The sequence below is a fragment of the Arthrobacter sp. CG_A4 genome (assembly GCF_035985125.1).
Classification (GTDB): domain Bacteria; phylum Actinomycetota; class Actinomycetes; order Actinomycetales; family Micrococcaceae; genus Arthrobacter.
In genome coordinates this window covers 32,269-45,559 of the sequence record NZ_JAXCID010000001.1, presented here as the reverse complement: position 1 = coordinate 45,559, position 13,291 = coordinate 32,269, and the positions used below count along the sequence as shown (strand labels likewise).

Sequence of the window (13,291 nt, the reverse complement as noted above, 5' to 3'; positions counted from 1 at the left end):
TATGCACCATTTACTTCCGGGAGGTTCTTGTAACACCCCGGCAATCTAAATCCTCCGCCGGCGAAACACGGCCCAGCCAGACTCTTCTTAGAACGCAAACCGCGTAGAGGCACGCGGAGAACTCCGCAAGAGCAAATCTGGATCGCATCCAAGCAAGTGAGGACGTGCACCATGGAACTTACCGCAGGTCATGTATGGCTGATGGTGGCAGCGGCACTCGTGCTGTTCATGACACCAGGACTCGCATTTTTCTACGGCGGCATGACACGCGCCAAGGCAGCACTGAACATGATGATGATGAGCTTCATCTCCATCGGCATGGTCGGTGTGGTCTGGGTGCTCTGGGGCGCCTCGATGAGCTCCGGCGAAGGCTTTATGCAGATTGTCGGCAACCCCTTCGCCACGTTCGGGCTGGAGGGCGTCACCTCCCCCGACGGACTCATCAAGGTGGGCTACGCAGCCACCTTCGCCATCATCACCGTGGCTCTGATCAGCGGCGCGATCGCCGACCGCGCCAAGTTCGGCGCCTGGACGGTGTTCGTCCCGGTCTGGGTCACACTGGTCTACTGCCCGCTGGCCTACATGGTCTGGGGCGGCGGGCTGTTCGGCCCGGAAGGTGCCATCGGCAAGGCCCTGGGACCCGCGATTGACTTCGCCGGCGGAACGGTAGTCCACATCAACGCCGGTGTTGCGGCCCTGATCCTCGTGCTGATCATCGGCAACCGCAAGGGCTTCGGCAAGGACCCCAACCACCGCCCGCACAACATCCCGTTCGTGATGCTGGGTGCCGCCATCCTGTGGTTCGGTTGGTTCGGTTTCAACGGCGGTGCAGCCACGACGGCGGAGCAGGGCGGCCTGATCTGGGTGAACACCCTCGCGGCTCCGGCCGCGGCCATGCTCGGCTGGCTCATCACCGAACGCATCCGCGACGGACACCCGACCTCGCTCGGCGCGGCCTCCGGAGTAGTTGCCGGCCTCGTCGCCATCACCCCGGCCTGCGCCAACGTCAGCCCGGTAGGTGCCCTGTGCCTCGGAGCCGCCGCAGGCGCAGCCTCCGCACTCGCCGTCGGACTCAAGTTCCGCTGGGGCTTCGATGACTCGCTCGACGTCGTCGGTGTCCACCTGGTCTCGGGCATCATCGGCACCGTGGCGCTGGGCTTCATCGCCCTCCCGGTCGAAGGTGCCGGCGGCGGCCTCTTCTACGGCGGTGGCTTCGCCCAGCTCTGGGCCCAGCTCGCAGTGGCCGGCATCGCCATCGCCTACTCGGCAATCCTGACCGCCGTGATCGCCCTGGCCATCCACAAGACGATGGGCTTCCGAGTCTCCCAGGAGCAGGAAGTCGTTGGCGTGGACCTCAGCCTGCACGCTGAGACGGCCTACGAGTTCGGCGTCGGCGGCCATGGCGGAAGCTTCCAGCCGCTGCATGAACTGATCACCGGTCGGCCCGCCGCCGATGGGGCAGCAGCCCCGGTGGACGCGGCGTCCAACGGCAAGAAGACCGCAGCAGCAGGCAAGGAAAGTGTGGGGGCATGAAACTGATCACAGCAATCGTCCGGCCGGAAAAGCTCGACGCCATCCGCGAAGGACTCGAAGCCTACGGCGTGCAGGGCCTCACTGTCAGCGCGGCGAGCGGCTACGGGCGGCAGCGGGGCTACACCGAGGTGTACCGCGGCGCCGAGTACAACGTGGACCTGCTGCCCAAGATCCGGGTCGAGGTCCTGGCCACCGACGAACAGGCGGACGACATCCTGGATGTCATCATCTCCTGCTCGAACACCGGCCGGGCCGGTGACGGCAAGGTCTGGACGATGGACGTGTTCGAGGCGGTACGGGTCCGCACCGGAGAGCGCGGATCGGCCGCCATCTAGCGCAGGCGTTGAGCAAGCACCGGATCAGAAAGCGGGCCGGGTACCTGGACAGGTAACCGGCCCGTTTTTGTGCGTCCAACCGCCTGACGCGAGGACGACGGCGGTCAGGCCGGCCAGCCCTCCGGCCCCTCGCTCCCGGCAGCGTACTCCTGAAGCGGCACGCTGCCCAGGGCCCAGGCCTTGAGGACGGGTTCGAGGATCCGCCAGCAGTCCTCCGCGGTATCGGCCCGGACGGAGAGCAGCGGATCGCCGGTGAGGACGCCTTCCAGGACTTCGCCGTACGGCAGCAGTTCGGACGCGCTCAGCTCGGCCTGGAGCGTGGCCCGGTCCAGGCTCAGGACGTTGCCGGGGCCATTCACGTCGACGTCGAACTGCAGTGTGTCCGGGCCGAAACCGATCCTGAGCTGGTTGGGGGAGTCCACCCCGGTGAAACCCCGCGGCAGGTGCGGCACCGGCCGGAAGGTGACCACGGCTTCCTTGCGTTTGATGCCCAGCGCCTTGCCGGAGCGCAGGATGAACGGGACGCCCTGCCAGCGCCAGTTATCGATCCCCACCTGGACCTCGGCAAGCGTTTCGGTGCCCCGGGCCGCGTCCACGCCGTCCTCCCTGGCATAGTCCGGGACCTTCCGGCCGTCGCTGGATCCGGTGGTGTAGCGGGCACGGCGTGTGCTCTTCGCGTAGGGCGCCTTGACGCTGCTGGCCCGCAGCACGGTGGCGACGGCGTCGCGTAGATCCCGCTCGTCCACTGACGCCGGGGGCTCCATCGCCATCAGGGCCATGATCTGCAGCAGGTGGCTTTGGATCATGTCGCGCAGGGCCCCGGCGCCGTCGTAGTAGCGGGCGCGCCCCTCCAGCGCGAGGTCCTCGTCGAAGATGATTTCCACCTTTTCGATGTGCTCACGGTTCCACACGGTTTCCAGGAAGGTGTTGGCGAAGCGCAGCCCCAGGATATTGAGTACCGTCGCCTTGCCCAGGAAGTGGTCCACCCGGTGGATGTGGTCCTCCGGGACCAGCGCGGCCAGGGTCGTGTTGAGGTGCCGGGCGGAGTCCTCCCCTGAGCCGAACGGTTTCTCCATCACCAGCCGTGTCCCCGCCGGGACCTGCTCCGGCGTCAGCGCCTCGCAGGCGAGCTGGCTGATCCTTGGCGGCAGCGCGAAGTAGACCGCCACGGGACCCTCAAGCCGCGCCAGCAGCCCTGCCAGCTCCCCGTCCGCCGTGACGTCCAGCCGGTGGTAGCTGGTGGTGTCACGGATCCGCTTCAGTTCCCGCCGGCCGTAGGCCTCGGCCTGGGAATTGGCGTCGGCGAAGGATTCCTCGACGCGGTCCCGCCACTGTTCCGGCGCCCACGGATCGGATCCGGCGCCGACCAGCGTCAGGCCTTCGGTGTGCCCGCGGGCCACGAGCCGGGCCAGCCCGGGGAGCAGCAGCCGGCCGGTCAGGTCGCCCGAGGCGCCCAGGATGAGCAGTGTTTTCACAGGTGTTTGGCTGGTCACGTAGCCAGCATGCCATCTTAAAGGCGCGTCTTGGTACCCTAGATAGTCGAGTCCCGTTGTCGAGGCGGTTCGTTCAGGCGAACATCAGCCGCGACGCTGGCGTGCCGGACCGGCCGCCATCTGAAGATCCACTGAAAGAAGTGCACGGCGCGTGTTCAATTCACTCTCTGACCGGTTGACAGCAACCTTCAAGAACCTCCGTGGCAAGGGCCGCCTGACCGAGGCGGACGTTGACGGTACCGTCCGCGAGATCCGGCGTGCCCTGCTGGACGCCGACGTTGCCGTGCCCGTGGTCCGCGAATTCACCGGACGTGTGCGCGAGCGTGCGCTCGGCGAAGAGGTCTCTGCCGCCCTGAACCCCGGCCAGCAGATCGTGAAGATCGTCAACGAGGAACTCATCGAGATCCTCGGCGGTGAAACCCGCCGGATCCGCCTGGCCAAGACCGGTCCCACGGTCATCATGCTCGCCGGCCTCCAGGGCGCCGGTAAGACCACCCTCGCCGGCAAGCTCTCGAAATACCTCAAGGCCCAGGGCCACAGCCCCATGCTGGTCGCCTGCGATCTGCAGCGACCCAACGCGGTCACCCAGCTCCAGATCGTCGGCCAGCGCGCCGGCGTGCCGGTGTTCGCCCCGCACCCGGGCGCCACCTCCACCGAGCTGGATCACCCCGCCGGCGACCCGGTGTCCGTCGCCCGCGCCGGTGTCGAGGAAGCCCGCCGCACGCTGCACGACGTCGTGATTGTGGACACCGCGGGCCGTACCGGCGTCGACGCCGACATGATGGAGCAGGCCCGCCAGATCCGCCAGGCCATCGTCCCGAACGAGGTCCTGTTCGTGATCGATTCGATGATCGGCCAGGACGCCGTCAACACGGCCCTTGCCTTCGATGAAGGCGTCAATTTCACCGGAATCGTGCTCTCCAAGCTCGACGGCGACGCTCGCGGCGGTGCCGCGCTCTCCGTCGCGTCGGTGACCGGAAAACCCGTGATGTTTGCGTCCACCGGCGAGGGCCTGGACGACTTTGAGCTCTTCCACCCGGACCGCATGGCCTCGCGGATCCTGGACCTCGGTGACGTGCTCACCCTGATCGAGCAGGCGGAGAAGTCCTGGGACAAGGACGAAGCGGCCCGGATGGCGCAGAAGTTCGCCGACCAGGAAGACTTTACGCTGGACGATTTCCTCGCCCAGATGCAGCAGATCCGCAACATGGGCTCCATGAAAAAAATGCTCATGATGATGCCGGGAGCGCAGAACATCCGGCAGCAGCTCGAACAGTTCGACGAACGCGAAATCGACCGGGTCGAGGCCATTGTCCGCTCCATGACGCCGCATGAACGGGTAGCTCCGAAGATCATCAACGGCTCCCGCAGGGCCCGTATTGCCCGCGGTTCCGGCGTGCACGTCTCCGAGGTCAACGGCCTGCTGGAGCGCTTTGCCCAGGCGCAGAAGATGATGAAGAAGATGGCGGCCGGCGGCGGGATGCCTGGTCTGCCGGGGATGCCCGGTATGGGCGGCGGCGGCGCCCGCAAGGGTGCCAAGAGTGCGCCTAAGAAGAAAGCCCGCTCCGGCAACCCGGCCAAGGCCGCACAGGAAGCCAAGGATGCCGAGGCCCGGCGTGCCGCCGGACCCAAGGCGCAGCCCACCGGGGCGGCATTCGGCCAGCAGGGCGCGGACTTCGATCCCTCCCAGCTGAACCTTCCGAAGGGCTTTGACAAGTTCCTTGGCGGCAGCAAATAGGCGCTGCCGGCCGAGATGTCGGCGGCCCGCCGTCGGACCGGTGTCATAGGGTTGGACCATGTTCAAGCAGCGCGTAGTCTTCGTCCACGGGGCGGGCAGCTTCGGCGCTGCCGCGTGGCCGAAACAGCATGGAATGGCGCTGAACTACGACGCGCTGTTCCTGCGCCGGCACGGCTATGACCCCGCCGCCGAGCCGCTGGAAACGGACTTCGCCGCCGACGCCGCCATCGTCCTGGGCGCCCTGGCCGACGACGGCCGCGGCGAGGCCGGCGGCCACGTGGTGGCGCATTCCCAGGGTGCCATCTCCGCGATGATGGCCGCCGTCGAACGCCCGGATCTGGTGCACTCATTGACGCTGGTGGAACCGGCCTGCCTCTCGCTCACCGCGGAACTTCCGGCGACGGCCGCGCACCGCGCCCTGATGCAGCCGCTTTTCGAGGTCCGCCGGCACCTCAGCGATGAGGACTTCCACCGCGAGTTCGTCCGCCGGGTGTTCGCGGCCCACACTCCGGCGCAGGCAACGCTTGGTTCCCCGGACCCGGAAGACCAGCGGGAGGCCCGCCGGCTGCGGCTGCAGGCGCCGCCCTGGGAAGCCCCGCTGCAGATCGTCCCCGGCGTGCCCACCCTGGTCCTGACCGGCGGCTGGGAACCGCTGTATGAAGAGATCGCCGGCTACCTGCGGGAAACCGGTGCCCTGCACCGCACCGCGGCGGGCGGGCACCGGCCCCAGGACTCTGCAGAGGGAAACCGGCTCATCCGGGCGTTCATCGCCGGGGTCAGCCGGCACCAGCACGCCCAGGCGTCCTAGACTGCCGGGGGTTCTAAACGGCCGGGGGTCCGCCCACGGAAGGCTCCGGCAAATAGACCTTGCCGCCGGAGGCCAGGAACTCTTTGCTCTTCTCCCGCATCCCTGCGGCCATTCCGGCGAGGGCCGCTTGGGAGTCCGCTGAGCCGAATTCGTCCCGGATGTCCTGGCTGATCCGCATCGAACAGAACTTCGGCCCGCACATGGAGCAGAAGTGCGCCGTCTTGGCCGGTTCCGCCGGGAGCGTCTCGTCGTGGAACGACTCGGCCGTGACCGGGTCCAGCGACAGCGCGAACTGGTCCCGCCAGCGGAATTCGAAGCGGGCCCTGGACAGGGCATCGTCACGTTCGTGGGCGCCGGGGTGGCCCTTGGCGAGATCGGCTGCATGGGCCGCGATCTTGTACGTGATCACGCCGGTCTTCACATCGTCCTTGTTGGGCAGTCCGAGGTGTTCCTTGGGTGTCACGTAGCACAGCATCGCGGTGCCGTAGCGGGCAATCTCCGTGGCGCCGATCGCCGAGGTGATGTGGTCGTAGCCCGGCGCGATGTCGGTGACCAGCGGCCCCAGCGTGTAGAAGGGGGCGCCCTTGCAGAGTGCCTGCTGGCGTTCCACGTTTTCCCGGACGAGGTGGAGCGGTACGTGTCCGGGGCCCTCCACCATGACCTGCACGTCATACTCCCAGGCACGTTGCGTGAGCTCGGCCAGGGTGTCCAGCTCGGCGAACTGGGCAGCATCGTTCGCGTCCGCCGTCGCCCCCGGCCGCAGCCCGTCCCCGAGCGAAAACGCGACATCGTAGCGGGCAAAGATTTCGCACAGCTCACCGAAGTGGGTGTAGAGGAAGTTCTCCTGGTGGTGGGCCAGGCACCAGCCCGCCATGATCGCGCCGCCGCGGGAGACAATTCCGGTGACCCGGTTGGCCGTCAGCGGCACATAGCGCAGCAAAACACCGGCGTGGATGGTCATGTAGTCCACCCCCTGCTCGCACTGCTCGATCACGGTGTCCCGGAAGATCTCCCACGTGAGGGCATTGGCCTCGCCGTTGACCTTCTCCAGCGCCTGGTAGACCGGCACCGTGCCGATGGGCACGGGAGAGTTGCGGATGATCCATTCCCGGGTGGTGTGGATGTCGTCCCCGGTGGAAAGATCCATCACCGTGTCCGCACCCCACTGCGTGGCCCACTGGAGCTTGTCGACTTCCTCCGCGATGGAGCTGGTCACGGCCGAGTTGCCGATGTTGGCGTTGATCTTCACCAGGAAGGCTTTGCCGATAATCATCGGCTCGGATTCGGGATGGTTGACGTTGCTGGGAATGATGGCGCGCCCCGCCGCCAGTTCGGAGCGGACCAGTTCGACGTCGCAGTTCTCCCGCAGCGCGACGAACCGCATCTCAGGCGTGACGACGCCGTTGCGGGCATAGTGCATCTGGGTCACCGTCCGGCCGTCGACGGCGCGGCGCGGGACCGGGCGGGTGCCCTGCCACTCGGCCGACGCGGCGCCCCGGCGCACGGCCGACTTTCCGTCGTCGAGCAGGGTCCGTTCCCGGCCGGTGTAGGGTCCGGTGTCCGCCCTGGCCTCGATCCAGGGGCCGCGAAACGGCTCCAGCCCCCGGACCGGATCGCTCCCAGGACCAGCGGTGCGGTACACCCGGAACGGCGGATTCGCTACGCCGCCCGGTGAATCCGCCAGCTCGATTTCCGTCACCGGGACGCGGATGCCGTGCCCGTCATCCGTGGTAAACGCCAGAGAGCGGGATTTCAGCGACTGGGTGTGGGCCGTGGGCTGACATTGGCCCGGCTGATTTTGGACGGGGCTGTGCTGTGTCAAATGCGTATTCACGGAAATACTCACTTCCTTCGCCGGCATTACCCGGACAGGTTCAACGGTCGCAAGCTGCTTCAGCCCGATCTCAGCCCCTGCAAGGGCACCCGTGTGGTCGTAGACGAAGCTATCACAGGGCTTCGGCGCCCGGCCGCGTGTGACGGCGCCGAGGGAGGCCGCGGTGCTAGCGTGGCATCGTGACTCAACCCAGGGCCTTGCCCCGCGTCAGGACGGCGACGCCGGAAGACCTCGCGGCGCTGCCGGTTCTCGAGGCAGCGGCCGACCGTCTCCTCGCAGCGGAGTTAGCGCACCACGTGCTTCCGGCCCCGGAGCTGGCGACGCCGATTGAGCCGCTTTTTATGCTGGTCGCCGGAAACCCGCCCGTGGGTTTCGCCGGTGTTGACGAAGTCGGCGGCCAGGCGCATTTGGAACAACTTTCGGTGCATCCCGACTTTGCCGGGCGCGGGATCGGACGGTCCCTTGTTGAGGCGGCCATCGACGCGGCGAGGGGCCGTGGCTATAGGGCGATGTCGCTTTGCACTTTTGCGGACGTTCCGTTCAACGCTCCGTTTTACGCGAGCTGCGGCTTCAAGGAAGTTGCCCAGCCAGGGAAGGGGCTGGCGGCACTGCGTACCCGCGAGGCGAAGCTGGGGCTGGATGCCCTGGGCCGGCGGATCGCGATGCGGATACGGCTTTAAGCTTTAGGCCATGACCAGCAGGCCACCACGGATCGGAACGCCGGAACCCTCCTCGGACGCCGCGCCGGCGGCCCCGCAGTAGCCTGGCCACGCTGCACCAGCTCAAGCACATCGTGCTGCGCGGAGAACCGGTCCGCCAGGAACAGAAGCGGGCCCAGGAATAAATTGAAGCTTCAAGTAATTATCCTTGTCATAGGTCATCGAAGGTCGATGGCCGCCTAAGCACCGGAGCGATCACATGACTGCAGCAGCCAGCACCCGGGATCTTCTTCCCGCCGAACTCACCATGGGCACCGTGATGCTCAAGGTCGGCGACCTGTTGCTCATGACGGACTACTACCAGCGCGCCCTCGGCCTGGACATCGTGGCCGAGCAGGACGGCGGACTGTACCTCGGACGCCGGCAGAAGCCGCTGGTCCACCTCGCCCCGGCGCCCGGGCTCAGCGTCCCGTCCCGCGGCGAAGCCGGCCTCTTCCACACTGCGCTGCTGTTCGAGGACCAGCCTTCTCTGGCCGCAACCGTCGCCACCGCCGCCCAGTACGAGCCCCAGTCCTTCACCGGCAGCGCGGACCACCTCGTAAGCGAGGCCTTCTATTTCACCGATCCCGAAGGAAACGGGATCGAGCTGTACTGGGACCGTCCCCGCGATGCGTGGTCCTGGGACGGCAGGAACGTGGTCATGGACAGCCTGGCCCTCCCGCCGCAGCGCTACCTCGACGAGTTCCTCACCGAGGAATCCGTGGCCGGGCAGCGCAACGCCGACGCCGGCATCGGCCACGTCCACCTGCAGGTGGGCGACGTCCAGTCAGCCCAGGACTTCTACGTCGGAACCCTCGGGTTCGAAAAGACGGCGGGCTGGCATGGGCAGGCGCTGTTCGTCTCGGCCGGCGGCTACCACCACCACATGGCCATGAACGTCTGGAACAGCCGCGGCGCCGGACCCCGACGGGACACCCTGGGCCTCGGCGAGGTGCTGATCGAGGTGCCGGCCGGCGACGATGTGGGCGCCCTCGCCGACCGCCTCAAGACCGCGGGAGTGGAGTCCCACCACACCGGCGCCGAACTGCGTTTTGAGGACCCGTGGCGCAACCGCATCCGCGTGGCCGTTCGCTGACCCGCCGCGGGAAACCCCGAGTGCGGTTACCCCCGGCCGCAGTTGTCTCTGGGACATGTCCACCGCGTGCGGCCGGGACTGGACATAGCGGCTGTATGTCCATTGCTCAGGGTGAGGAGAGGACATGCCCATTTTTCGCCGACGACGCCGCTGGGCATGTCCAGTCCTCGGCGGGGCAGGGCTGGAGCGACTAGGCTGAAGCGACGCCGAAAACAGCGGACCAGCGCCGCCGAACATAAGGACGAGATCCATGGGATTCACCGAAATCTTTGTCGCCACCCACGATGAAGCCCTCAAGCGCGCAGCCGCCCTCGACGGCGGGGGTGCCGCCGGGGAGGGGTCCGTCCGGATCCCGGACATCAGTGACTTCGAAGTCGAGCGGCTGGGTGACCTGGCCGGGACCGCCGTCCACGCCGCCGGTGCCGACTACGAGCTCGCGATGGTGGATGTGGCGAGCGACTCCCTGCTCGGCGTCCCGCCGGCTATGCTCCGGGCCCTCGCCGATCTCCTCAGCTACGAGACCGAAGGTGAAGGTGACGTCCTGGCGGACGTGGCTGAAAGCTGGGCCGCCGAGGAAGACATGCCCTTCGGTGCGGACCAGGCCGCCCGCTACGTCCGGCAGCTCGCCGAACTTGCTGCCGGCGTCGATCCCGCCACCAAATCCGGGCTCTATGTCTGGACGTCCTGACAGGCCGTAAGGCGGCAAAATGGCGAGGCTGCGGGTGTCAAGTCGAAATCCCCGCGCTGATCTGGCACAATGGACGGGTACTTGATCTGCGTGGCCCCTCTCTCCGCGTCCGGATCTTGTCCTTTTAGAACCCCCTAGTATGGCCCGCCCCACGGGTGCAGAACGCCGGGATCGACCCCGTTTCAGAAACAGGAGTGACCACAAAAGTGGCCGTAAAGATTCGCCTTAAGCGCTTCGGCAAGATGCGCGCACCGTACTACCGCATCGTCGTCATGGACGCACGCTCCAAGCGTGACGGCCGTGCCATCGAAGAGATCGGCAAGTACCACCCGACCGAGGAGCCCTCGTACATCGAGGTCGACGCGGACCGTGCCCAGTACTGGCTCGGCGTCGGCGCACAGCCGTCCGAGCAGGTTGCCGCGATCCTCAAGATCACCGGTGACTGGCAGAAGTTCAAGGGTCTCCCGGGCCAGGAGGGCACCTTGAAGACCAAGGCTCCCAAGCCTGCCTTCGTTACCCCGGAAAAGGGTTCCGTGATCATCCCGGAAGCCATCACCAAGAAGGCCAAGAAGGACGACGCAGCCGAGGCCCCCGCCGACGCCGCAGCAGAGACCACCGAGGCTGAGTAACTTGCTGGCAGAAGCGCTCGAACACCTGGTCCGCGGGATCGTTGACAGCCCTGAGGATGTCAAGGTCAGTGCAAAGAACAACCGCCGCGGGGACACCCTCGAGGTGCGCGTTCATGAGGACGACCTCGGACGGGTGATCGGCCGCCAGGGCCGCACCGCACGCGCACTGCGCACTGTGGTGGCCGCGCTGGCGGACGGCGAGCCGGTCAGGGTCGACGTCGTCGACACCGACCGCCGCCGGTAACGCTTCCAGCACCACTTGTCTTGAGCCCGGCCCCTTCACCAGATAATGGTGAAGGGGCCGGACTGTTTTCCCCGCACATCCAGCCGGCAACAGGCCGGCACGGAATCACCAACCCCGAACAGAGGAACAGATGCAGCTTCAGGTGGCACGAATCGGCAAGCCCCACGGCATCCGCGGCGAAGTAACCGTCCAGGTGCTCACCGACGCACCCGGGGACCGCTTCGTCCCGGGCACCCGGTTCGTGGTGGAACCCGCCTCGGCCGGACCGCTCACCATCATCAGCGCCCGCTGGAACAAGGACATCCTGTTGCTCGCCTTCGAGGAGATCGAGACCCGCAACGAAGCGGAAACCGTCCGCGGCGCGAAGCTGTTTGTGGAAACCGAAGACCTCGACGACGATGACGACGACGAGGGCTGGTACGAGCACGAACTCGTTGGCCTTGACGTCCGCGTCGGTGACACGGTGGTGGGCAAGGTCTCCGGCCTGAACACCCTCCCGGTCCAGGACCTGATCGTGGTCACCGGGAACGACGGCACCGAAGTCCTGATCCCCTTCGTGGAGCAGATCGTCCCCGAGGTCAACGTCGGAGAAGGCTTCATCCTCGTGACCCCGCCGCCGGGACTCTTTGAGGTCAACGCCGACGACGACGCCAAGTCCGCGGACGCCGCGAAGTCCGCGGGAGCCGCGAAGTCAACGGGCGTCGCGAAGTCTACGGACGGCAGCACGGCCGAAGAAGGCGCCGGCACCGGGAACACCGCCTAAATGCGGATCGACGTCGTCAGCATCTTTCCGGACTATCTGGCACCCCTGGCGCTCTCGCTGATCGGTAAGGCCCGCCAGGACGGGCTGCTGGAACTGAACGTCCACGACCTCCGGGACTTCACCACGGACCGGCACCGGAGCGTGGATGACACCCCGTACGGCGGCGGCGCCGGCATGGTCATGAAGCCCGAGCCCTGGGCCCAGGCCCTGGCCGCCGTGGCCGCAGCCCGGCCGGCCGATGCCACACTTAAAGCGGCGGCCAAACCGGTCCTCATTGTGCCATCGCCGGCGGGGGAGCGGTTCACCCAGGCCACGGCCCATGAACTCGCCGGGGAGGACCGGCTGGTTTTCGCCTGCGGACGTTACGAGGGCATCGACGAACGGGTGCTGGAATGGGCCGCCGGCCACTTCACCGTGCGGCCCGTGAGCCTGGGGGACTACGTCCTCAACGGCGGCGAAGTGGCCGTGCTGGCCATGGTGGAGGCCATCGGCCGGCTGCTGCCCGGCGTCGTCGGCAATCCCGAATCCCTCGTGGAGGAATCCCATGCGGACGGGCTGCTGGAGTACCCCGTGTACACCAAACCCTCCAGCTGGCGGGACCGCGACGTTCCGGCCGTGCTCCTGAGCGGCAACCATGGCAAGATCGCGCAGTGGCGCCGCCACGAGCAGTACCGGCGCACCGCCGAGCGCCGTCCGGACCTGCTCGCGGGGTTCGACGCCGGCACGCTGCCCCGCGCGGACCGCACGGCCTTCGCGGACCTCGGGTACGACGTCGTCGACGGCCGGCTCAGGCGCCGCCCGGAGGTTGACGGGGAATCCGCCTGACCCGGATTGGCTGGAAGGCCGCGGATGTGGCAAAATTGGTGCTTGTGCCTGCTGGGTTGCGAACCTGCCACAGGGGGAGCGTCACCAACAGCCCGGCACCCCGGCGCCGTCAATTCCTGACGGGAGCCGGATCGACAAATTTTCGGCGGGAATCTCCGGCTGCTTCAGGCGCCCGGGTTTGGCCGCCGTGACCCAACGTGAAGGACCTGTGGCGTTCACCAGGAGTGAATCAATGCATATCCTCGATTCCGTAGATGCAGCCTCGCTGCGCACCGATGTTCCGGTCTTCCGCGCGGGTGACACCCTCAAGGTGCACGTGAACATCATCGAAGGCAAGAACTCCCGTGTCCAGGTCTTCCAGGGCTTCGTCCTGGGACGCCACGGCGACGGCCTCCGTGAGACCTTCACCATCCGCAAGGTTTCGTTCGGCGTCGGCGTGGAGCGTACCTTCCCGGTGCACTCCCCGATTATCGACAAGATCGAGCTGGTCTCCAAGGGCGACGTGCGCCGCGCCAAGCTGTACTACATGCGTGATCTGCGCGGCAAGGCTGCGAAGATCAAGGAAAAGCGCGACTTCCAGCCCAAAAAGTAAGTCCCTTCCGGACTT

The 13,291-nt window shown here is 67.0% G+C and carries 14 protein-coding genes and 1 riboswitch; of the genes, 12 read left to right on the top strand and 2 right to left on the bottom strand.

Annotated features, from left to right (window positions below):
• Positions 1-171: 171 nt before the first annotated feature.
• A complete protein-coding gene (locus tag RCH07_RS00240) occupies positions 172-1,533 on the top strand; it encodes an ammonium transporter (RefSeq protein ID WP_326965461.1) in 1,362 nt (453 codons plus the stop codon).
• The gene (locus tag RCH07_RS00235; RefSeq protein WP_326965460.1) at positions 1,530-1,868 is read left to right on the top strand and encodes a P-II family nitrogen regulator; all 339 of its coding nucleotides are present in this window, start codon (positions 1,530-1,532) and stop codon (positions 1,866-1,868) included. Before RCH07_RS00240 ends, RCH07_RS00235 begins: the two co-directional genes overlap by 4 nt.
• A 104-nt stretch (positions 1,869-1,972) precedes the next feature.
• Here the strand turns inward: RCH07_RS00235 and RCH07_RS00230 are convergent, their stop codons facing one another.
• The gene (locus RCH07_RS00230) at positions 1,973-3,361 is read right to left on the bottom strand and encodes a glucose-6-phosphate dehydrogenase (RefSeq protein ID WP_326965459.1); all 1,389 of its coding nucleotides are present in this window, start codon (positions 3,359-3,361) and stop codon (positions 1,973-1,975) included.
• Positions 3,362-3,512: 151 nt separating this feature from the next.
• Here RCH07_RS00230 and ffh point away from each other — a divergent pair, with 151 nt between their 5' ends.
• Both ffh and RCH07_RS00220 read left to right on the top strand, forming a co-directional pair.
• Positions 3,513-5,099, top strand: coding sequence for a signal recognition particle protein (gene ffh, locus RCH07_RS00225; RefSeq protein WP_326965458.1), 1,587 nt, complete (start codon positions 3,513-3,515; stop codon positions 5,097-5,099).
• Between the two features lie 58 nt (positions 5,100-5,157).
• Entirely contained in the window at positions 5,158-5,907 is a 750-nt protein-coding gene (locus RCH07_RS00220; RefSeq protein ID WP_326965457.1) for an alpha/beta fold hydrolase, read from the top strand.
• Between the two features lie 13 nt (positions 5,908-5,920).
• Here the strand turns inward: RCH07_RS00220 and thiC are convergent, their stop codons facing one another.
• Complete coding sequence (gene thiC, locus RCH07_RS00215) at positions 5,921-7,741, bottom strand: phosphomethylpyrimidine synthase ThiC (RefSeq protein ID WP_326965456.1); 1,821 nt, start codon at positions 7,739-7,741, stop codon at positions 5,921-5,923.
• Positions 7,737-7,844: riboswitch (TPP riboswitch) on the bottom strand. (Overlaps the previous gene by 5 nt.)
• A 76-nt stretch (positions 7,845-7,920) precedes the next feature.
• Here thiC and RCH07_RS00210 point away from each other — a divergent pair.
• The 8 genes from RCH07_RS00210 to rplS all read left to right on the top strand — a co-directional run bounded on the left by RCH07_RS00210 (position 7,921) and on the right by rplS (position 13,276).
• Entirely contained in the window at positions 7,921-8,421 is a 501-nt protein-coding gene (locus tag RCH07_RS00210) for a GNAT family N-acetyltransferase (protein WP_326965455.1), read from the top strand.
• 238 nt (positions 8,422-8,659) lie between these two features.
• The gene (locus RCH07_RS00205; protein WP_326965454.1) at positions 8,660-9,535 is read left to right on the top strand and encodes a VOC family protein; all 876 of its coding nucleotides are present in this window, start codon (positions 8,660-8,662) and stop codon (positions 9,533-9,535) included.
• A gap of 250 nt (positions 9,536-9,785) precedes the next feature.
• A complete protein-coding gene (locus RCH07_RS00200) occupies positions 9,786-10,223 on the top strand; it encodes a hypothetical protein (protein ID WP_326965453.1) in 438 nt (145 codons plus the stop codon).
• Positions 10,224-10,429: 206 nt separating this feature from the next.
• Positions 10,430-10,852, top strand: a complete 423-nt coding sequence (gene rpsP / locus RCH07_RS00195; RefSeq protein ID WP_326965452.1) for a 30S ribosomal protein S16 — start codon at positions 10,430-10,432, stop codon at positions 10,850-10,852.
• A gap of 1 nt (position 10,853) precedes the next feature.
• A complete protein-coding gene (locus tag RCH07_RS00190) occupies positions 10,854-11,096 on the top strand; it encodes an RNA-binding protein (RefSeq protein WP_326965451.1) in 243 nt (80 codons plus the stop codon).
• Between the two features lie 130 nt (positions 11,097-11,226).
• Positions 11,227-11,859, top strand: coding sequence for a ribosome maturation factor RimM (rimM, locus tag RCH07_RS00185; RefSeq protein WP_326965450.1), 633 nt, complete (start codon positions 11,227-11,229; stop codon positions 11,857-11,859).
• Positions 11,860-12,684: a tRNA (guanosine(37)-N1)-methyltransferase TrmD gene (gene trmD, locus RCH07_RS00180; RefSeq protein WP_326965449.1), complete on the top strand. Its 825-nt coding sequence runs from the start codon at positions 11,860-11,862 to the stop codon at positions 12,682-12,684.
• Positions 12,685-12,916: 232 nt separating this feature from the next.
• Positions 12,917-13,276: a 50S ribosomal protein L19 gene (rplS, locus tag RCH07_RS00175; RefSeq protein WP_307462529.1), complete on the top strand. Its 360-nt coding sequence runs from the start codon at positions 12,917-12,919 to the stop codon at positions 13,274-13,276.
• The last annotated feature ends 15 nt before the right edge of the window (positions 13,277-13,291 follow it).

Excerpts from the sequence above, each read along its gene's own strand:
- RCH07_RS00240 (WP_326965461.1), top strand. The coding sequence starts at position 172 with ATGGAACTTACCGCAGGTCATGTATGGCTGATGGTGGCAGCGGCACTC.
- RCH07_RS00235 (WP_326965460.1), top strand. The coding sequence starts at position 1,530 with ATGAAACTGATCACAGCAATCGTCCGGCCGGAAAAGCTCGACGCCATC.
- RCH07_RS00220 (WP_326965457.1), top strand. The coding sequence starts at position 5,158 with ATGTTCAAGCAGCGCGTAGTCTTCGTCCACGGGGCGGGCAGCTTCGGC.
- RCH07_RS00205 (WP_326965454.1), top strand. The coding sequence starts at position 8,660 with ATGACTGCAGCAGCCAGCACCCGGGATCTTCTTCCCGCCGAACTCACC.
- RCH07_RS00200 (WP_326965453.1), top strand. The coding sequence starts at position 9,786 with ATGGGATTCACCGAAATCTTTGTCGCCACCCACGATGAAGCCCTCAAG.
- rimM (WP_326965450.1), top strand. The coding sequence starts at position 11,227 with ATGCAGCTTCAGGTGGCACGAATCGGCAAGCCCCACGGCATCCGCGGC.
- trmD (WP_326965449.1), top strand. The coding sequence starts at position 11,860 with ATGCGGATCGACGTCGTCAGCATCTTTCCGGACTATCTGGCACCCCTG.
- rplS (WP_307462529.1), top strand. The coding sequence starts at position 12,917 with ATGCATATCCTCGATTCCGTAGATGCAGCCTCGCTGCGCACCGATGTT.